This is a genomic window from Pleionea mediterranea (assembly GCF_003148745.1).
GTDB classification, from domain to species: domain Bacteria; phylum Pseudomonadota; class Gammaproteobacteria; order Enterobacterales; family Kangiellaceae; genus Pleionea; species Pleionea mediterranea.
Map to the genome: position 1 here is coordinate 127580 of NZ_QGGU01000012.1, position 20901 is coordinate 148480.

The 20901-nt window shown below is 43.0% G+C and carries 13 protein-coding genes and 1 riboswitch; of the genes, 11 read left to right on the forward strand and 2 right to left on the reverse strand.

Annotated elements, in window-relative coordinates; translation table 11 throughout:
• Positions 1–6: 6 nt before the first annotated feature.
• Positions 7–960 carry a glutathione synthase gene (gene gshB / locus C8D97_RS15665; RefSeq protein WP_109764742.1) on the reverse strand — a complete coding sequence of 318 codons (954 nt, stop codon included), beginning with the start codon at positions 958–960 and terminating at the stop codon, positions 7–9.
• 306 nt (positions 961–1266) lie between these two features.
• On the opposite strand from gshB, the gene pilG reads away from it, so the two are divergent.
• From pilG to C8D97_RS15705, 8 genes are all read left to right on the forward strand, one after another.
• Positions 1267–1665: a twitching motility response regulator PilG gene (pilG, locus tag C8D97_RS15670; protein WP_109764743.1), complete on the forward strand. Its 399-nt coding sequence runs from the start codon at positions 1267–1269 to the stop codon at positions 1663–1665.
• 53 nt (positions 1666–1718) lie between these two features.
• The gene (pilH, locus tag C8D97_RS15675; protein ID WP_109764744.1) at positions 1719–2084 is read left to right on the forward strand and encodes a twitching motility response regulator PilH; all 366 of its coding nucleotides are present in this window, start codon (positions 1719–1721) and stop codon (positions 2082–2084) included.
• A gap of 46 nt (positions 2085–2130) precedes the next feature.
• Positions 2131–2673 (forward strand): chemotaxis protein CheW, encoded by a 543-nt coding sequence (locus tag C8D97_RS15680; RefSeq protein ID WP_109764745.1) that lies wholly within the window; start codon positions 2131–2133, stop codon positions 2671–2673.
• An 81-nt stretch (positions 2674–2754) separates the two neighbouring features.
• A complete protein-coding gene (locus tag C8D97_RS15685; protein ID WP_109764746.1) occupies positions 2755–4827 on the forward strand; it encodes a methyl-accepting chemotaxis protein in 2073 nt (690 codons plus the stop codon).
• A gap of 39 nt (positions 4828–4866) precedes the next feature.
• On the forward strand, positions 4867–5745 hold the full coding sequence (locus tag C8D97_RS15690; RefSeq protein ID WP_109764747.1) for a CheR family methyltransferase: 879 nt from the start codon (positions 4867–4869) through the stop codon (positions 5743–5745).
• A gap of 24 nt (positions 5746–5769) precedes the next feature.
• The gene (locus tag C8D97_RS15695; protein WP_109764748.1) at positions 5770–12459 is read left to right on the forward strand and encodes an Hpt domain-containing protein; all 6690 of its coding nucleotides are present in this window, start codon (positions 5770–5772) and stop codon (positions 12457–12459) included.
• Positions 12459–15188, forward strand: coding sequence for a chemotaxis protein CheB (locus tag C8D97_RS15700; protein ID WP_109764749.1), 2730 nt, complete (start codon positions 12459–12461; stop codon positions 15186–15188). Before C8D97_RS15695 ends, C8D97_RS15700 begins: the two co-directional genes overlap by 1 nt.
• Positions 15189–15208: 20 nt before the next feature.
• The gene (locus tag C8D97_RS15705) at positions 15209–15682 is read left to right on the forward strand and encodes a chemotaxis protein CheW (RefSeq protein ID WP_109764750.1); all 474 of its coding nucleotides are present in this window, start codon (positions 15209–15211) and stop codon (positions 15680–15682) included.
• On the opposite strand, the gene C8D97_RS15710 is transcribed toward C8D97_RS15705, so the two are convergent.
• Positions 15679–16251, reverse strand: coding sequence for a thioredoxin family protein (locus tag C8D97_RS15710; protein ID WP_109764751.1), 573 nt, complete (start codon positions 16249–16251; stop codon positions 15679–15681). The genes C8D97_RS15705 and C8D97_RS15710 overlap by 4 nt on opposite strands.
• 428 nt (positions 16252–16679) lie before the next feature.
• On the opposite strand from C8D97_RS15710, the gene metK reads away from it, so the two are divergent.
• The 3 genes from metK to C8D97_RS15725 all read left to right on the forward strand — a co-directional run bounded on the left by metK (position 16680) and on the right by C8D97_RS15725 (position 20574).
• Positions 16680–17840: a methionine adenosyltransferase gene (gene metK, locus C8D97_RS15715; RefSeq protein WP_109764752.1), complete on the forward strand. Its 1161-nt coding sequence runs from the start codon at positions 16680–16682 to the stop codon at positions 17838–17840.
• Positions 17841–17869: 29 nt separating this feature from the next.
• Positions 17870–17949, forward strand: a riboswitch (S-adenosyl-L-homocysteine riboswitch).
• A 4-nt stretch (positions 17950–17953) separates the two neighbouring features.
• The gene (ahcY, locus tag C8D97_RS15720; RefSeq protein WP_342587792.1) at positions 17954–19369 is read left to right on the forward strand and encodes an adenosylhomocysteinase; all 1416 of its coding nucleotides are present in this window, start codon (positions 17954–17956) and stop codon (positions 19367–19369) included.
• 305 nt (positions 19370–19674) lie between these two features.
• Complete coding sequence (locus C8D97_RS15725; protein WP_210204971.1) at positions 19675–20574, forward strand: amidohydrolase family protein; 900 nt, start codon at positions 19675–19677, stop codon at positions 20572–20574.
• Positions 20575–20901 lie beyond the last annotated feature (327 nt).

The following is a 20901-nucleotide window of genomic DNA, read 5'->3' on the forward strand; positions in this document are numbered from 1 at the left end:
GGTGTATTAACCCTGTTTGATTTGTTGCTCAAGTACATCCCACAGTTTAACCGTAATCTGGCTATCAAAAGCGGAATCTATTTCACGAATACAGGTAGGACTGGTGACATTTATCTCGGTCAGGTATGTCCCGATAACGTCCAGACCAACAAAATAAAGGCCGCGTTTTACCAGTTCAGGTCCAACACGATCGGCAATCTGCTGTTCCTCGGCGGTTATTGGCATAGGTACACCGCTGCCACCAGCGGCCAAATTACCTCTGGTCTCCCCTTTTGCGGGAATGCGTGCCAGTGTATAGGGAACGGCTTCGCCATTGATCATTAATATGCGCTTATCGCCCTGTGTTATTTCCGGAATAAATTTTTGCGCCATGGCAAGTTGCTGTCCATGCTGGGTCAGGGTTTCAATTATCACGCTGACATTGGGATCGCCCTGTTTTACACGAAAGATAGACGCCCCGCCCATACCGTCCAGCGGTTTTAATATAACGTCCTGATGTTGTTCAACAAACTGTTTCAATAAGCTACTTTGGCTTGAAACCAATGTTTTGGGGCATACATCCGGAAACCAGGAGGTGAATAACTTTTCATTGCAGTCGCGTAAACTGTCAGGTCGGTTAACCACCAGGCATCCATCGTTGGCGGCTAATTCAAGAATATAGGTGGCGTAAACGTAGTTCATATTGAACGGCGGATCTTTGCGCATCAAAATAATGTCTAAATCGGCCAAATCTATTTCTTCTTCGTCTCCCAGTGAGAACCAATTACTGCTATCATCAAAAACGTCCAATGGCTGGCACAATGCAAACGGTCGACCGTCTCGAAGCAGGAGTTTTTCGATTTCAATGTAATAAATTGAATGATTCCGTGCTTTTGCCGTCAGAAGCATGGCAAAAGTGCTATCTTTCTTAGTATTGATCTCAGAAATGGGATCCATGACAACGCCAACAGAGAGAGGCATGATTAAACTCCGTTACTGCAAATGATTGTTTATTAAAGCGATTGTTATGTAAAAAGCGGTGGTAATGCTCGGCTTGACGAGTATATCGCTTAGTGGGTTCATTCTCTAGTGACTCAATAGCTTATCAGAATTAACGATTTTACTTTAGCTTTGTTAGCTAACTTATTCTATATTAAGTAAAATCAAAGTGGATCAATCAATACACTTATGGTAAAAACATTGACACAGAGGGTGAATAATTGGTTGTGTATCTCGATTAATGATATAAGTGGGTGCTTTGTTGATAGCATCCATGAGGGTGTGTGAATGGATAATTCCTTCGAAGGCTTAAAAGCCATGGTGATTGACGACAGTAAAACGATACGTCGCACCGCCGAAACTTTGCTTAAAAAAGTAGGTTGTGAAGTAGTCACTGCAACCGACGGATTTGATGCATTGGCAAAAATTGCCGATCATAAACCAGATATTATTTTTGTTGATATTATGATGCCACGTCTGGACGGTTATCAGACATGTGCACTCATTAAAAACAACAAAGCATTTCAGTCAACGCCGGTCATTATGCTGTCCAGCAAAGACGGTTTGTTTGATAAAGCCAAAGGGCGAATTGTCGGCTCGGATCAGTACCTGACCAAGCCATTTAGCCGTGACGAATTGCTTAATGCAATACGTTCACATGTTACCAACGCTCAGCAAACGGCTTAGCGTAATTTAATTTTTTATACTATTGATATCCTGAAGTAGAAGGGGGTTTTTACATGGCACGCGTACTGATAGTAGACGACTCGCCTACCGAAACGCATGTTCTAAGTAGCATATTAGACAAGCATGGCCACGAAGTTTTAACGGCAGAAAATGGCGAAGCAGGCATTGAAGTTGCGAAAGCTGAAAAACCTGATTTGGTCTTAATGGATGTGGTTATGCCGGGGCTAAATGGTTTTCAAGCCACTCGTCACCTGAAAAAAGATCCTGAAACATCGAATATTCCGGTGGTTATTGTGACCACTAAAGATCAAGAAACTGACAAGATCTGGGGTATGCGTCAAGGTGCAAAAGACTACCTGACGAAGCCTGTTCAAGAAGGCAATTTAATGAAAATCATTAACTCGGTTCTTGAAGGTTAATGAATGTTTCGGGGTTAACGGATATCTAGGAAGGTTAAACAGTTATATGGTTGAAGCATTAAATAATCCTGCATTTGAAATTCTGTCGGATATTGAACAGCGCAGCTATAGCAGTGCTTCAGCTGTACCCCGTTCTGAGCAATCAGGTCGGTTCTGGACAGGAATCGGCTTTCGCTTAAATAAGAATCGTTACGTGGCACCGTTACAAGAAGTGGCAGAAATTTTACGTATGCCAAATTACACAAAAGTTCCGGGTGCACGGTCTTGGGTTAAAGGTGTGGCGAATATTCGCGGCACCTTATTGCCGATCATGGATTTGCATGGGTTTCTGGGTCGAAAAACACCATCTTCCGTGCGTCAGCAACGAGTTCTGGTTGTGAATCACAATGGCGTTAACAGTGGCATCATTGTTGATGAAGTACTGGGACTGCAACATTTTGAGGACAGTGAACGACTCTCTGAAGTTGAAGATGACGAAAATATCATGCCTTACTTATCTGGTCGTTTTGAACGAGCGGATGATGAATGGCATGTGTTTAGTCCGTTTGCACTGACTGAGCATCCAGATTTCCTCAAAGTAGCGCTGTAAGATTTAACTGTGGAGTACTAACTCAACAGTAAATAAACAAGTGACCGTTTTATAAAAAAATACGTAGTTGGGAATTAAACTATGAATGCACCAGTAAAAGATAAAAATGCACCAGAAAGCAGAAGCTCTACACGTGTTGTCATCTGGCTCCTCGGTTTGTTTCTGTTACTTACCATCTTCAACCTTTATCGCGGTTACCGAACCGGTAATAACGTCCAGAGCTGGGCGGAAAAAGCGGAAGACTTGCGTGTAATCTCACAGCAGATTGCGAAAAACGCATCCGAGTCTTCGCAAGGTAACCAACCGGCGTTTAGTCAGTTGAAAATATCCGTTGAACGATTCAACTTACTGATTCAAAAGCTGGATGAAGAGGAAGGTGATAACCCTCTGACTAAAATAAACGCGACCCCTGCGTCTATTTCGTCCGATGAGTTTCAAAAGTTACGAGAGACCTGGGGCCATGTTAATGGTGATGCGCAGGTTATCTTAGAGAGTGAGGAAACGGTTACTGGGCTGTACCAAACTCAATCTGAACTGGCTGCAACCATTCCTCAAATTCAATTCTTATATAATACGGTTAACGACATATTGCTGGACTCTGGTGCGTCTGGCGAACAAACCTATTATGCCTCACGACAGTTACTGTTTGCTGAGCGAATAAATCGAAGTTTCCAGAAAGTACTACAAGGTGGTGATGACGCCGCCATAGCTGCAGAGAACTTTGGCCAGGACGTTGAAACTTTTGGTAGCGTACTGGATGGTATGCTTAACGGCGATCTGATGTTAGGCATCGACAAAGTTCAAAACTCAGAAGCGCGAGCGGCACTTGAAGAGATTGCTGTGTTGTTCCAGTCGGTAAAAGATCAGGTGAACTACGTTATCCGTTCGACTGACGCATTATTTAAAGTTCAGCAAGCATCCGCGAGAATATTCGACCGCTCGAATAAACTACTGACGCAATCTAAATTACTGGCGGATGCTTATCGTGATCACGGTGAACGTCTGGATATCATGAGCGGCCATTACTGGTATTCCATTGCCGGTGGTAGTTTGGTGCTTATCTTCCTGTTCCTGCTGGGTATTCAAATACGACGTGCCGATAAAATTCGAGAAACTCAGGTACGTAGTCAGGCTGACCGAGAGCGTGAGCAAAACGAACGAAACCAGCAAGCGATCATTCGACTGCTGGATGAAATGGAAGGCCTGGCAGATGGTGACTTAACCGCAAACGCAACCGTAACCGAGGACTTTACTGGTGCGATAGCCGATGCGATGAACTATACCATCGATCAACTGCGTTCACTGGTATCGACGATTAACGAATCGGTTTCTCGTCTGTCAGACGCGACCGATGAAACACAAGGTATTTCGAACGAATTGGCACAGGCCTCTAAAAATCAGGCACAGGAAATTACCGGAGCCTCTGCGGCGATTAACGAAATGGCGGTGTCGATTGAGCAAGTATCTGCCAACGCTGCCGAATCGACTCAGGTTGCGGAAAAATCGGTTGATATCGCAAAGAAAGGTTCCGAAGTTGTACGTAATACAATCCGCGGTATGGATACGATTCGTGAGCAAATACAGGAAACCTCAAAACGTATTAAACGTCTGGGTGAATCATCGCAAGAAATCGGCGACATAGTATCTCTGATTAATGACATATCCGAACAAACAAACATATTGGCACTTAACGCCGCAATACAGGCATCTATGGCGGGTGAAGCCGGTCGTGGTTTCGCGGTTGTTGCGGATGAGGTACAGCGACTGGCGGAGCGTTCTGGTAATGCGACCAAGCAGATAGAAGCACTGGTAAAAACCATCCAGACCGATACCAACGAAGCGGTTATCTCGATGGAAGCTTCGACTTCTGAGGTGGTACGCGGAGCAAGACTGGCACAGGATGCGGGTGTTGCACTGGAAGAAATTGAGCATGTATCGTCCAATCTGGCGGAATTAATCCAGAATATATCCAACGCAGCACGACAACAGGCAGCGTCTGCTGGTCACGTATCCAATACGATGAATGTCATCCAGGAAATCACCAACCAGACACTGCAAGGTACACTTAATACGGCAAGCAGCATCGGTAAACTGGCCGAACTGGCTGACGAGTTAAATGGCTCGGTTGCTGGTTTCAAGCTGCCGAACTATTAAGTTGATGAGTTACTAAGTTGACAGGTATTGACTTTGGTCATGGCTGCGTATGAAGAACTGCCAGATATGGACTCGGAAGAGTTCAAACGCTGGCAGTCACTTTTAGAGCAAAGAACAGGCGTCTGGCTTGCTGAAAATCGAAAGTCATTCTTGTTGACCAATCTTGCGCAGCGGATGCGTGAACGAGGTTTCGAAAGCTATCAATCGTATTTTGATAGTCTGGATAACGGTGTTGGTTCGGCATTAGAGTGGGCCAGTTTGGTGGATCTGTTAACAGTTCACGAAACTCGATTTTTCCGTGATATGGCCTCCATGGACTTGGTCCGTAATCATATTCAAAAGCTGATTAATAAAGCCGTTAATCAACAGCAGGAAGGCCCGGTCAATGCTCAAGTTTGGAGTGTTGGCTGCTCTACGGGTGAAGAAGTTTATAGCCTGGCAATGTTGGCGAGTGATGTTGATACCTCAGCATTGCAAAAGCAAGGTCGTAACTTTTATTTTGGTTTAACCGGAGTAGATATCAGTTTTCCAGCATTGGCTCAGGCCAGAGAAGCTATATATCACCAACGAAAACTTTACTCGGTACCGCCAGAAATGCTCGACACATACTTTGACAGTTTAGCTGACGGTTATTATCAGGTAAGAAATCAGTTACGCCACAGAACCTGTTTTGTTCAGGCAAATGTAAAAGAACTGGAGTCATCTCCAAAGCAATTGTACGACGTGATTTATTGCCAGAATGTATTAATTTATTTTCAAAATGAGCGGCGTGAAAAAATAGTTGAGCAGTTTATTAGCCGACTGTCACCGGGTGGATTATTGGTTTTGGGACCTGGTGAATTAAATAATGTGTCACACCCGCTAATAGAAAAAGTTTCCACCAAACACTGCCAAGCTTATTTACGTGCTGGTGGTTAATAAGAGAAGTAAGACGGAGCAGGCATGGCCGATTCGAATGAACAGTTAGCCCTAAGTTGGGTGCGCAAAGAAATCAATAAGTCCCTTGATCAAGCTCGTCATGGACTTGAAGCCTTTGCAGAAAACGAAAGTGATGTTACTCAAATTCGTTTTTGTATCAGCTGTTTGCATCAGGTTCGCGGAACACTGCAAATGTTGGACTTTCGTGGTGCTGCATTATTTACCGAAGAAATGGAACATTTGGCAGAAGCCATCGCCGAAGAAAAGTTTGTTGCGCGCGACAAAGCCCTTGAAGTACTTATGGCCAGCATGTTGCAACTGCCCTCTTATCTTGATCGTGTTCAAGAAGGTCAGCGAGACCTCCCCGTTATATTACTGCCTCTGTTAAATGAGTTAAGAGGATCGCGCGGTGTCGCGCCAGTGTCTGAAAGCGCTATTTTTGCACCTGAAATAGGTGGTGTTGTTCCACCCAGCTCAGAAGCGGGTGCAAAGAGCATTGATACTCAATCATTTGGTGTCCTGGCGAAAAAACTCCGTGCGCATTATCAAAAAGGGTTACTTGGCGTAATGCGTAACCAGAATGTCAAAGAAGGCATTCAACGCATGCACAAAGTACTCGAAAAGCTGGAAGAAGAAACGTCCGGACATCCTGTTGCAAATCTTTGGTGGGTCGCGGACGGATTTTTATTTTCCATTGTCGAAAAAGGGCACTATAAAGAAGCGGCTGTACACGCTTTACTCGGAAAAATAGATCGTCACATAAAGCGTTTGTCTGATCTGGGTGCTGAAGCGCTAAGTGATGAAATTCCAGATGACTTATTAAAAAATCTTCTCTATTACGTAGCGAAATCGAGTTCGACAAATGAGAAAGTTGTTCGGTTACAGGATAAATTTAATTTAGCATCAAGTTTGCCGTCGGATGTTGAAGTTGAAAAAGAGCGACGCCGATTACAAGGGCCTGACTCGGGGGCAATTGAAACCGTTGTTGGTGCAATTAATGACGATTTAATCAATGTTAAAGACACGCTCGATTTATTTGTTCGTGGCGGTGATAAAAGCACGGATAAAATTAAAGACCTGATCCCGAGCTTACAGAAAATTACTGACACTCTGGGAATCCTGGGATTAGGTATTCCAAGAGATGTCATTAAACAGCAAATTACTACCCTCAATAAAGTTGTTGAATCCGGCGATAGTATTTCTGATGCGGTAGTGATGGATGTTGCTGGTGCATTGCTGTTTGTTGAAGCAAATCTGGCAAATATTAAACCTCAGGATGTTGGTCAGGAAGAAGACAGTACGCCTGAAGAATTGGCTGCCAAACAAGATCAAGCAGCCGCTGAAGCACAACTTGATGACGCCAAAGTTCAGTTATTAAAAGCCAGCCGAGGCAACCTGCAAAAAGCAAAAGAAAAAATTGTCGACTTTATTGCGTCATCGTTTGATTTTAAATTGATTTCTGATGTGCCCATTTTATTGACTGAGATTCAGGGCGGATTACAAATTGTCGGCTTTAATAACGCTTCAGAATTATTAAATCGTGCGCAAGATTTCGTTGAACGTCGATTATTACAAGAAGGTGCAAAGCCGGGCGAAGAGGTTATGGATGCCTTGGCGGACATCATTACTTCTGTTGAATATTGCCTTGAAAATTATGGTGAAGTCGGTTCATCGGTTTTTGACTCGGTATTAAATGCAGCAAAAGACAGTGAAGCTATCCTGGTTCGTGAGCTAGAAAAAGCAGCACCAAGTAAGCCGGCGCAAACAGAAGCTGTATCGGCAGATGACACTGCAGACACTGATATAAAAAGTGATAGTGAAGCAGAAGCAAAACAAACTCAGACTTCAGAAGTAGAGCAAACAACATCAGAACAAGCTCAAGATACACCGGTAAAAGAGCAAGAGAAGAAAGAATCGGTACCAGCACAACCACCAGCGACCAAAGCTTATGATGAAAGCCTAATCGACGAGGATGTACTGGAAATTTTCCTTGAAGAAGTAGAAGAAGAACTTGCAAGTATCAATGAGTTGTATCCAAAACTTAGAGATGATCGAGATGATGAAGAGTCTCTCAGTACCATTCGACGATCGTTTCATACGTTAAAAGGCAGTGGTCGACTGGTTGGCGCAAGCCTGGCTGGAGAACTTGCATGGTCTATTGAAAACATGCTGAATCGAGTGATTGATGAAACCATCAAACTGGATAATCAAGTGTTTGATGTTATGAAAGACGCGGTTGATTTTATGCCAAAATTAATCGACGCCTTCTCGAAAAATGAAGTCCCATCCGAAACACCTGATAGCATTATGGCGAGAGCACACGCTATCGCTAAGGGTGAGACTTATATTGAGCCAGAATCTTCTGAAGAAAAAGTAGCAGACGAAAAAGCAATAGAAACTAAAGAATCTGTTCCAACAACTTCCGATGATGCGGATGTCACTGAATCAACTTCAGAAGCAATAGAACAACCTTCTGAGTCAGATGAACCTGTAGAGTCGCCAGCGGTTGATGATGTACCAACAGAGCAAATATCTGTCGATGAAGTTGCTGAAATAGAAGATGAAGAAACCTTATCAATTGATAGCTTGCCAGAAGAACAAGAAGATTTAACTGCCGAAGTTGATGATGAGTTTAATTTAGAGCCAGATGATTCAACTACCGATGAAGCAGAAGATGAATCCATCGATTTTGCCGCCACAGATCTGCCAGAAGAACCTGAAGAAATAGATTTGGGCGAATTGTCACTGGACGATCAAGAGCCGGTTGGTGTGAATGATGTTTTTGAGATCAGTGAAGAACTTTCGGATGATGATTCTGTACCGACTTTAGAGTTTTCAGATGACGCTGATCAGCAGGCTGATCATGAGCTGGAAGAGTATGCTCTTGAATTACCTGAGGATGAGCAATTTAAGTCTGATGAACCATCAGACTCCGAGCAAACATCTGAACAAATCTCTGCTGGTGAGCATGCCGCTATCGGTTCTGATATTGATCCGGTATTACTTGAAATATTTGTTAATGAAGCAGAAGGCCACTTAAATACAATTAGTCAGACCATTGATGGTTGGCAGCCTGATCGTGATGAAAAAGTGTCCGACGAACTACTTCGCGCCATGCATACCTTAAAAGGTAGTGCGCATATGGCTGAAGTAAGTGAGATAGCTGATTTAACAGCGCCTCTTGAGTCCATTGTTAAAGAATACAAGCAACGAGAAAAAGCACTAAGTGCAGAATTTAAGCAGTCGCTTAAAGACGCTAATGAATATTTAACCCACTGCATAGATGCACTGCGAAACAATCAACATTATTTGGGTGAAGAAAAACAACGCTTAATTAATGAGTTTACCGAACAACGAGAAAAGCTATTACAGCAGTTAGGTGAAGATGATGAGACACAAGTAGACAGTGTTCATCGTGATCCTGAGTTACTGAGTATTTTCCTTGCTGAAGGAATGGATATTGTTTCAGAAGCGCAAGATTTGCTGGCGAGTTGGCAACACAAAGGTTCCATTGAAGCGCAACATAATCTTCAGGCAGAAATGCATACCTTAAAGCGTGGTGCCAATATGGCCATGCTGGAAGAAGTAGAAGCGCTTGCCGCAGCGCTGGAAAACTTTGTTTCCAAGCCAGATCAATCGACCAACGATAATGACTATTATCAGTTAGGTATTACCGCGCTTGATAATGTACTTGAATTATTAAATACCGCTGCGGTTGAGCATCAGCTTGAATATCCAAAAGAGCTCATTGAGTCACTGAAACAATGGCACGCGAAGAAAGAGTCAGCACGCACACCTACCACAAAGCCTGAGCCAGCGGTTGAAAAAGAAGAAGTTTCCGAAACAATTCGTCCGGAAGATGTTCACGAAGCGGAAGATGAAATTGATGAAGAGTTGTTGGAGTTTTTCCTGGAAGAAGCTGAAGAGCTGATTGAGGAAATTGAAGGCAATCTCGATTCCTGGAAAAGCAATCCAGAGGATCTATTACCGGTTAATAATTTACAGCGGAATCTGCATACCTTCAAAGGCAGTGCCCGTATGGCCGGTGTTATGAATGTCGGTAATTTGGCTCATGCATTGGAAGATTTATACGAGTCAGTCGGAAACGGTAATCTGGATGTTAAGGATCAACACTTTACCTTGTCTTATAAAATTCTCGATCATTTCCGAACTATTTTAGAACAGTTACGTGAAACCGAAAATTATCAGCTGAATGAACAATTAATTGAACAAGTGCGACAGGCTATCGCTGGTGAAATGCTAACGGATCTTGAGACTGATACGTCTGAAGCAGAAGACAGTGACAAAGCCGATGAAACGGAAACGATTGAACAAGCTGAGCAAGCGCCTGAAACATCGGAACCTGCGGAAGTTCAAACCATTGAACTTGATGAAGATGGTGATGAAGTTCTGGAAATTTATCTGGAAGAAGCCGCAGAAATTTTAGAAAACATGGACACTGCGTTACAGAGTTGGTCGAAAGAGCCTGATAACAAAGAGTCTATTGAAACATTACAGCGAAGCTTGCATACCTTAAAAGGTGGTGCCCGATTATCGGATATTAAATCGCTTGGTGATTTAACACATGAATTAGAAACTTACTTTGAACAGGTTGCAGATGGTCGAATTGAAGCAACTAAGGATCATATTGATTTTGTAATGCGCGGTTACGATGTCATTCAGAGTATGGTGGATGAAGTTGGTGCGTCACGTACCATTACGACACCTGCCAGTTATATGAATGAATTACTTCGCGTTATTAAAGGTGAAAAGGCTGCTCCTAACATTGAAGTTTCAGAAGCTAAGCCAACGAAAAAATCTAAATCCAGTGTTGTTCCTATTAAACCGGCGGATGATAAGCAAGCCGCAAAAGAAGAGCAGCAAGCAAAACGACCAAAGCAACAGGAAATGGTACGTATTGGTTCCGAGCAGCTTGAGAGTCTGGTTAATTTATCCGGTGAAACTTCCATATTCCGTGCTCGTCTGGAACAGCAAGCCTCAGTATTGCGTTATAACCTTGACGAGATGACACAGGCACTGGATCGACTTCGTGATCAGTTGCGTAACATGGAAATAGAAACCGATGCGCAAATTGAGTACCGACGAGAAATTGCCGGAGTTGATTACGAAGAATTTGATCCTCTGGAATTTGACCGTTATACCCGTCAGCAAGAATTAACACGAAGTTTGGGTGAGTCGGCTGCGGATATTGCAAACTTACGAGATACGCTCGATAACCTGGCGGCTGATTCAGAAACCTTGTTGTTGCAACAGGGCCGAGTTAATACGGAAATGTCAGAGCGCCTGATGCGCACGCGTATGGTTCCATTCGACAGTCTGGTTCCTCGTCTTCGCCGTATTGTACGACAAATCGGAAATGAACTGGGCAAAGCGGTTGATTTGGCCATTGTTGCTGAAGGCGAAATGGACAGAACCGTATTGGAGCGAATGATTGCACCAGTCGAACATATGTTACGTAACGCTATGGATCACGGTATTGAAAGTACCAGCGATCGTGCAGCGGCGGGTAAACCTGAAACCGGTAAAATTCGCATACGTCTGTATCGTGAAGGTTCAGAAATTTTCATTGAAATTCAGGATGATGGTCGAGGTCTTGATATTCAGGCAATCCGTAAAAAAGCACTGGAACGTGGTTTAATTACCGAGTCGTCAGAGCTGAGCGATCACGAGTTGCAACAATTAATATTTGAAGCTGGTTTCTCTACCGCACAAAAAGTGACACAAATTTCTGGTCGCGGCGTTGGAATGGATGTCGTGAGCAGTGAAATTAAGCAAATGGGCGGCGTGGTTGAAATTAATTCCGAAGCGGGTAAAGGTGCGACCTTTACGGTTAAGTTACCGTTTACTGTATCGGTAAACCAAGCATTAATGATTCGGGTCGGAGAAGATGTTTATGCGGTACCTTTGACCAACATTGAAGGTATTGTGCGTGTAAGCCCGTTTGAAATTCAGGAATATTACGACAACCCAGAAGCAAGGTTTGAATACGCCGGTATGCCATACCACATGCGTTACATGGGCAACCTGCTGGATCATAATGTGACCACTAATCTTGAAGGGGTTACCAAACCGTTACCTGTATTACTGTTACATGGTGCTGAACATCCTACAGCTGTACAAGTTGATGAGTTGATGGGTAGCCGTGAGATTGTTGTAAAATCCGTTGGCCAGCAATTAAGTCTATTAAGTGGTTTGTCAGGCGCAACCATTCTCGGTGACGGTCGCGTGGTGCTGATATTGGATGTACCTGCATTAACTCGTCGAGCGGATGCAATTGTTGATGTGGATGCAACAATCGAAGAAGTGGTTGAAGAAGAAAAAGTTACCAAAGTTATGGTTGTGGATGATTCCATTACGGTAAGAAAAGTAACGCAGCGTTTGTTACAGCGTCATGATTACGAAGTGATTTTGGCAAAAGACGGTGTTGATGCATTAAGTGTACTGCACGATAACAAACCGGATGTGATGTTGCTGGATATTGAAATGCCACGAATGGACGGTTTTGAGTTAGCAACCATTATTCGCCATGATGATAAATTAAAACAACTACCGATTATTATGATCACCTCTCGAACCGGTGAAAAACACAGAGAACGAGCCGAGTCGATTGGTGTGAATCGCTACATGGGTAAACCGTATAACGAAGTAGACTTGTTACAAACCATAGAGTCGCTGTTGTCCGGTAAGCAGTAATGAGTAAATCAGAACAATTATCCATAGGGCTGATCACATCCGGTGGTGATGAAACTCAGCAATACCTGTCGTTATTAAAACGTCATGAGGTTAATGCTGAGCTGCAACTAGGTCCCTCTGATATCCAACCGCAACACATAGCCAATAAACAATTGAATGTGTGGCTGTTGGATATTGACGATGATGATTGGACCGATGAGCTTGATGATTTACTGGATCAATCGGAAGTGCCAGTATTTTTTCACGAACGCGGTTCATTATTTAAACAAAGCCATCCCAATTATTGGGTGGAAAAACAAATTGAACGCTTGTATGAAATGGCGGGTCTTGAACTACCGTCTCAAGATTCTGATGAGCAAACCGACACTTCCGAGTCTGGTGTAAGTGAATCATCCTTAGCGCAGCAAACGCCAAGTGAGGCAAGCGCATCGACAGAAGCCGAAGATGCAGCATCACGACTGGATAATGCCACCGAACAGCTCAGTTCCACATTACTTGATTTAGCTAATCAAGGTGGTTTATCCGATAGCAATGATCTGGTTGATCCGATTCAGCAAGTTGCAGATGAGCTGAGTGGAGAGGATGAATTATCCGATACGGATTTTTTCAACGAAGATAACTTTTTAGATACGGATGAAACTACCAGGGATGCTACTGAAAAGTTTAACAAGGAAAGTAATCTCGCTGAGACAGACATAACCGATACAGACATAACCGAGACAGATAGCCCAACGTTTTCTGAAGGAAATGAAGGCGCTGAAACGGAAAAAGATTCATTTTTATCCGAACAAATTTCTCAAGATAACGAATCAGAAAATTTTTCATTAGAAAGTGATTCGATTGAGAATGACTTGATTGATAGCCAGTTAGTGCAAAGCGACCCAGAAGAGAGTTCCTTATCGATTGACGATTCAACTGATGACGATTCACTTAAGGCAGCAGAAAGCGATGACAGTGAATTGGAGCAATATGATCTTCAGTCATTTGAGTCACAACTCGATGATTATCTGGCAGAGCCAAAAAATAATGCACCTGAGCTAGAAAAGAATACCGAAAACAGAAAACCGTCACTCGACTTTCAACCTGAATCTTTTGATGACGAACCACTCGCATTTGATGATGACGACAATTCTGATGAATGGTTATCGGAACAATCATCATCTGAGGACTCATTATCTAAAAAAACAGATTCTGAAAATACAAACTCTGAAAATAAAGCTAAACCAGATTCACAGTTATCAGATACGAAAAACACAGAGTCATCAACTGATCAACCCGATCACCCGGAAAGCTTTGATTTTGAATTTGACGAGTCATTTTCATTAGATGATGATGATTTACTCGGTGCTGAATCTGATGAACCTTCTTTTATCAGTGACAGCGATGAATCGAAAGACGCCTTTTTGGAAAATAAATCATCATTAAGTGAAGAGCTTCCGACTAATGACCAAGCTTTCTTTGAAGATGAAGCAAGCTTTGACGACGAGCCGTCCTTTGAAGACGAACCATCTCTTGAAGATAAAAACCTATCTGATCAAAATTCTTTTCAGAGCGAAGAGCAAACTGATTTTAATTTTGAGCTTGAGTTAGATGATGAGCCATTAGAAAATACCGCTACAGACGAGACATCTGAGCAAGAGAAAGAAGAATTAGAAGCATCTAACTTAGAAGCTAATGATTTTGAATTAAGTGATTCTGAAATATCGGAAGAAAATTTAACCGAAACAGATTTACCGGAAAAAGAATTACCCGAATCAGAAATGACGTTTGATATTGATGATGATTTGCTTGATTCTGATTCAAATCACGAACAATCGGTTGAGCAGAGTATTAGTGAACAAGCCGACTTGAGCACTGATACAAAACAAAGCAAACAAGAGCAGTTGCAAACGACTGAGTTTGATTCGTTCCCACCGGAACTTCCGGATGATGAGTTTTCATTGGATGACGACGCTACCCTGGAAGCACTGGACGATAGTATTTTAGAAAGTGAACCTACACAAAGTGAAGTCGAGGCCGCTGAAGATCAAGTCGACGAACAGCTTTCCGCCGATGAACCATTGGAGTTTGATATTCCTTTGCTTGATGATACGGCTACCGACATGCAGTTTGAAGATGTTGCCGATGAAGAGGTTGTTGAAGTTCCGCAACAAAACTTATGGGTTTTAGGCGCATCATTAGGCGGGCCTGCGGCTGTTAAACGTTTTTTGCAAAACTTGCCGAATAGCATTGATACCGCTTTTGTATTGGCACAGCATATTGATGAAAATTTCTTACCGGTCTTATGCAATATTCTGGATACCCAAACACCCTTTAAAACGGTAATCGTTGATGAATCCATGAAACTTCAAAGTGGCCGTGTGTACATTGCGCCAATTAATCATAAGTTAAAATTTGACTTGGATGGTACTGTGTCCTCTTGTGAAGATTCATGGACACCGCCCTATTCACCCTGTATTGATGATGTGATAGAAAGTGCAGGGCAAGTGTACCAGCACCGTTGTGGTGCCATTATTTTTAGTGGTATGGGTAATGACGGCAGTGCCGGTATCGCTAAAGTGATTCATAATGACATGAAGGTGTGGGTTCAATCGCCGGACACCTGTGCTAACAGCAGTATGCCAGATTCCGTAATTGAACAAGAGTTATGTCACTATCAGGGATCGCCTGAGCAACTGGCCGATCATTTAACCGAACATTTGCAGAGCGCGAAAATCAAAAGTGCTTAATTATTTTTCAGGAGTGTGACGTGGATAATAGTGCTAATAATACCGTCAACGAAGTTTACAGTTTAATGATCCCGATCATTGATCAAAGTATTTTACTGCCTAACGCAACCGTTGCAGAAATAGTTCCATTTGGTGATGTTAATCTGGAAGAGTCAGGTCCTGACTGGTACATAGGAACACTGCGCTGGCATGGGCAAGATATCCCAATGGTATCAATAGATAAGCTGCAAGGTGCCGATGATGCGATGGCAAATAAGCGTGCCCGTGTTGCAGTGGTGAATACTCTGAACAGTAACGAGCAATTACCCTATATTGGCATAATCGTGCAAGGGATCCCACGTCTTACTCATGTCACCGAACCTTCCATTTCATTGGTTGAAGATGTCGAATTAGGCAGCGTTGAAAAAGCGCGGGTAAAAATAGGATCTATTCAGGCACTCGTTCCTGATCTGGATAAACTTGAATCATTGATTGAAGAATTCCGCGCGGCTTAAGCGGTTTGTTGTTGGCTGCCATCAGCCCATTTGATACTGCAACCGATTGATGGATTTTGTTGTCTTGGACCTTGACCGGTTAGTGCCACCTGTCGCATGGCCAAAACCAGCTCTCTTGGCGCATCACTTTTTTCCCGTGCGCCAGTATTATCAAGTCGGCCACGGTATTGCAGTTCCATTGAAGCATTAAAGCCAAAAAAGTCCGGGGTGCAAATTGCTTTATATTCTTTTGCGACAGCCTGATTATCATCCAGTAAATAGGGAAAGTTATAATTAAACTGGTTAGAGACTGACTTCATATAGGGAAAAGAGTCTTCTGGATAACGAGAAGGATCATTTGAGTTAATGGCAACAACTCCCACACCCATCCGGTTCAGTGCTTTTACATCTTTTATCAGACTCGAGCGAATGGCTTTAACATAAGGGCAGTGATTGCAAATAAACATCACCAGTAACCCCATTGCGCCACGACACTTGTCTAAACTCCAACGTTTACCGTCTACACCCAGTAGATCAAAGTCGACGGCTTTCCAGCCAAAATCGCAGATCGGTGTCTGTCGTTTTGCCATGTTTTCACTTTCCTGATAAATGCTATATAGGGTTTATTATAATATTTGCCTGATGTAGAAATAATGTCAGTAGAATCAACAGGCTAGCTAATATAATGTTTTCAGTTTAGCGTTATCGGCTTTGAAATTTAAGAGGCAACAAGTAATTAATCGCTTTAAACTTGAGATATTGGTCCCATATATTGGTTCAGGCTTGGATATATACCCAATGGCTACACATTATTAAAACTTCATGCTGCTTAATAACCGATTACAGTTATCGGTTAAATCCTGTAAAAAAAGGTGAAAAAGGCAGCAAATCACAGTAAAATTGCCCTCATTTGGCAGTCTAGCAGTCTGATATGAGATATTAAGCGTATGTATCAGACCCCATAATTTTATAGCTCTGGTGTCCAGAGCAAATCAGGCGACAAGAGGAACTCTACCCAATGGCTGAATACGATATTTTTACTTCAGAGTCTGTTTCTGAAGGGCATCCTGATAAAATGGCCGATCAAATTTCAGACGCCATTCTTGATGCCATCATAGCCGATGATCCTGACGCGCGAGTAGCCGTCGAAACCATGGTTAAAACGGGCATGGCGGTAGTTGCCGGAGAAGTGCGTACCTCTACCTATGTTGATCTTGAAGAGGTTGTTCGTGGAGTGATTGGTGACATAGGTTACACCAGTTCAGATGTTGGCTTTGATAATGAAAGTTGTGCCGTACTAAATGCCATAGGAAAACAATCGTCCGATATTGCGATGGGTGTTGATGTAGCTGAAAACAAAGATTTAGGCGCGGGCGATCAAGGCTTGATGTTTGGCTACGCCACCAATGAAACCGATGCATTAATGCCTGCACCAGTGCATTACTCGCATCGTCTGGTAGAAAAACAGGCCGAGCTTCGCAAAAACGGCACCTTACCCTGGTTACGTCCCGATGCCAAATCGCAAATTACCATGCGTTATGAAAATGGTAAGCCAGTGGCGGTGGATGCCGTTGTGTTGTCGACTCAACATGATCCTGATGTCACACAGGAAACGATTCGTGCTGCGGTACTGGAGCAAATCATTAAGCCCGTGATCCCGGCAGAATGGTTACACGAAAAAACCCAGTATCACATCAATCCAACCGGTCAGTTTATTATTGGCGGTCCAGTGGGTGATTGTGGGCTAACCGGTCGTAAGATTATTGTGGATACCTACGGTGGTATGGCGCGTCATGGCGGCGGTGCTTTTTCCGGAAAAGATCCCTCTAAGGTGGATCGCTCTGCCGCATACGCTGGCCGATATGTTGCGAAAAACATTGTTGCCGCCGGTCTTGCTGATAAGTGTGAAATACAGGTCTCTTACGCCATTGGTGTGGCGGAGCCAACGTCTATTTCTATCAATACCTTTGGCACCAATAAAATTGATGAAGCGAAAATTGCTGAGCTGGTGCGCGAAAACTTTGATTTACGACCACAAGGCATCATCGATATGTTGGATCTAAAACGACCCATCTATCGTAAAACAGCAGCATACGGACACTTTGGCCGGAATGATCCTGATTTTACCTGGGAAAAAACCGATAAGGCCGACACACTTCGTCAAGCCGCTGGTTTATAATACCCGCTTAAAATAACTTATTTACAAACCCGACTGAGGGGCGCTGCAGCGGAACTACTTCTGTCACGCTCAGTTGGGTTTTTCATTTTGACAAGGGCGCCCATTCGACAAGAATGGAGACAACTATGTCTGATTCAACAGACTATTATGTTAAAGATCTATCCTTAGCCGATTGGGGACGTAAGGAGATTAAAATTGCTGAAACTGAAATGCCCGGTCTTATGGCCATGCGTGAAGAATTTGGTGAGCAAAAGCCGTTAAAAGGTGCACGCATTGCCGGGTCATTGCACATGACCATTCAAACTGCGGTGCTGATTGAAACCCTTACGGCATTGGGCGCAGAAGTTCGCTGGGCAAGCTGTAATATTTATTCTACCCAAGATCACGCCGCCGCCGCCATTGCAGCAACCGGTGTACCTGTGTTTGCCTACAAAGGTGAAACCCTTGAAGAATACTGGGACTTTACCCATCGCATTTTAGATTTTGGTGATGACAAAACCGCCAACATGATTCTGGATGATGGTGGCGATGCAACCATGGCCGTTGTATTGGGTCGTAAAGCGGCGAAAGATATTTCTGTTTTAAATAATCCGGACAGCGAAGAAGCCGAGTACTGTTTTACAGCGATTAAAAAACAATTGGAAAAAGACGCCGAATTCTATGAGCGAGCAGCTACCAGCATTCAGGGCGTTACCGAAGAAACAACCACCGGTGTGAATCGTTTGTATCAAATGCAAAAAGAAGATGGTGGACTACCATTCCCAGCCATTAATGTTAATGATTCGGTTACCAAATCAAAATTCGATAATTTATACGGCTGCCGTGAATCATTGCTTGATGGTATTAAGCGAGCAACCGACGTTATGATTGCAGGCAAAATAGCGGTTGTTGCAGGATACGGTGATGTTGGTAAAGGCTGTGCGCAATCATTGTCGGCTCAGGGTGCGACCGTTTTTGTTACGGAAATTGATCCTATCTGTGCTTTACAGGCCACAATGGAAGGTTACCGTGTAGTTACTATGGAAGATGTGGTCGGCATGGCCGATATCTTTGTTACCACTACTGGTAATTTCAATGTGATCACAGAAGAGCATATGCTCAATATGAAAGATCAGGCCATCGTATGTAACATTGGCCATTTCGATAATGAAATTGAAGTCGCCAAAATGAAAAAATTCGAGTGGGAAAATATAAAGCCTCAGGTGGATCATATTATCTTCCCAGACGGTAAACGTATTATTCTGCTAGCCGAAGGCCGGCTGGTAAATTTGGGTTGCGCAACGGGCCATCCAAGTTTTGTTATGTCAGCCTCATTCACCAACCAGACTATCGCGCAAATTGAGTTGTGGGCCAATGGCGACAACTATGAGAAAAAAGTTTATGTGTTACCGAAACACCTGGACGAAAAAGTAGCGCGATTGCACCTGCAAAAAATTGGCGCAAACTTGACCGAGTTAAGTCAGGCCCAAGCCGATTACATTGGTGTTCCTGTAGAAGGTCCTTACAAGCCGGATCATTATCGTTATTAATGATTGCCTAACTTGTACTAAAAGCCCGCTATATGCGTAATGCCAATCAGTTAAGCTGATTGGCATTTTTCTTCTTAATAGGGTATCGGTTTTTAGAAGCTTTAATGAGTCTTGGATAGCTCCTTTCTCTCCGGTGTTCGAGTACAAACTGTTGCGCATCTTTTTCGATATCCATAACGAACGAACTTTGGAATGTTCCCCCAGTGTCACATAGGGTAACTGAGTTAGCTTATGGATAATATGCAAGGAAGCATATAGATAAGCAAAGCGACTATTCTGCTGGTAATGGTATTGCTGTTAATTCATTGCAAGAAGCGAAAGACGCAGTCGACTGGTACGCCGATCGCGGTTATATACAAATTAAGACCTACTCATCAATGGATCCGAGTTGGGTAAAAGAACTTGCCTCACATATCCATAAACGTGGCTTACGTTTGAGTGGTCATATACCTGCCTATATGTCTGCTGAACAAGCTGTTGAAGCCGGCTTCGATGAAATACAGCACATCAATATGCTGTTTCTAAATTTTTTAGGTGGTGACACCATTGATACGCGTAAACGGCTGCGTTTTACATTGATTGGTGATAAAGCGAAAGATCTCGACTTAAACAGTAAAGAAGTACAGGACTTTGTTGAGATGCTAGCTGAAAAAAATATAGAGGTTGATCTGACTGTTTCAACATTCAACAGCCTGCTATTAAGTAGAGATAAGCAGACTGATCCAGAGTACGTATCGATTGCCGAACATTTGCCACCGTTATTTCAACGCAGTTTGAAAACAGCAACGATGAAAATAGAATCTCCTGAGCAAGACGCATCTTACAAAGCAGCTGCTGATGCCATGTTAAAAATGACCAAGTTGCTGCATGATAAAGGTGTGCCTATTATTCCGGGAACGGATTTTTTTACCGGCTTTACTTTAATGCGAGAATTAGAGTTGTATCGGAAAGCTGGCATTCCTGCGTTAGATGTCATTCGAATTGGCTCACTGGATTCAGCTCGCGTAGTTGGTGTTGATGATAAGACGGGATCAATTAGTACTGGTAAATACGCAGATCTGGTTTTGATTGATGGCGATCCAATAAAAGATATGGCTGACTTACGAAAAGCTTCTCTGGTTATTAAAGGAAATAAGCTATATCAACCGGAAAAAATATATGATGTGATGGGTGTAAAACCTTTTGTAAAGTCAGTGGAGTTGTAAAAATAAGAAAGTATAAAAAGCAGAGCAAAAAGCTCTGCTTTTTATGGTGTTTAGTAGTTCACTCAACTTTTTAAGTTTATCTCGGAATTCTCAGAGCAGTTCGCTTGTTGCTTTAAAATCTAAATTGCACTTAATACTTGAAACCAAGCGAAACTAAGTAACCTGAGCTGCGGATAAGAAAAGTGAACTAAATGCCCTTGCGGTGATCAGATCTTTCGACGAAAAAAGAAAAATCACACAGGACAAGGGCATGACTAATTTAGAGGCAATTTACGTAGATGTCGATGATTTTTGTTTGTTATTTGAACCTCAATGGCAAGCGCATTT

What these genes read in the sequence shown, in the direction of transcription:
- C8D97_RS15690 (WP_109764747.1), top strand. Translation starts at nt 4,867, where the DNA reads ATGGCTGCGTATGAAGAACTGCCAGATATGGACTCGGAAGAGTTCAAA.
- gshB (WP_109764742.1), bottom strand. Translation starts at nt 960, where the DNA reads ATGCCTCTCTCTGTTGGCGTTGTCATGGATCCCATTTCTGAGATCAAT.
- C8D97_RS15700 (WP_109764749.1), top strand. Translation starts at nt 12,459, where the DNA reads ATGAGTAAATCAGAACAATTATCCATAGGGCTGATCACATCCGGTGGT.
- C8D97_RS15695 (WP_109764748.1), top strand. Translation starts at nt 5,770, where the DNA reads ATGGCCGATTCGAATGAACAGTTAGCCCTAAGTTGGGTGCGCAAAGAA.
- C8D97_RS15710 (WP_109764751.1), bottom strand. Translation starts at nt 16,251, where the DNA reads ATGGCAAAACGACAGACACCGATCTGCGATTTTGGCTGGAAAGCCGTC.
- pilH (WP_109764744.1), top strand. Translation starts at nt 1,719, where the DNA reads ATGGCACGCGTACTGATAGTAGACGACTCGCCTACCGAAACGCATGTT.
- C8D97_RS15685 (WP_109764746.1), top strand. Translation starts at nt 2,755, where the DNA reads ATGAATGCACCAGTAAAAGATAAAAATGCACCAGAAAGCAGAAGCTCT.
- metK (WP_109764752.1), top strand. Translation starts at nt 16,680, where the DNA reads ATGGCTGAATACGATATTTTTACTTCAGAGTCTGTTTCTGAAGGGCAT.
- ahcY (WP_342587792.1), top strand. Translation starts at nt 17,954, where the DNA reads ATGGAGACAACTATGTCTGATTCAACAGACTATTATGTTAAAGATCTA.
- C8D97_RS15680 (WP_109764745.1), top strand. Translation starts at nt 2,131, where the DNA reads ATGGTTGAAGCATTAAATAATCCTGCATTTGAAATTCTGTCGGATATT.
- pilG (WP_109764743.1), top strand. Translation starts at nt 1,267, where the DNA reads ATGGATAATTCCTTCGAAGGCTTAAAAGCCATGGTGATTGACGACAGT.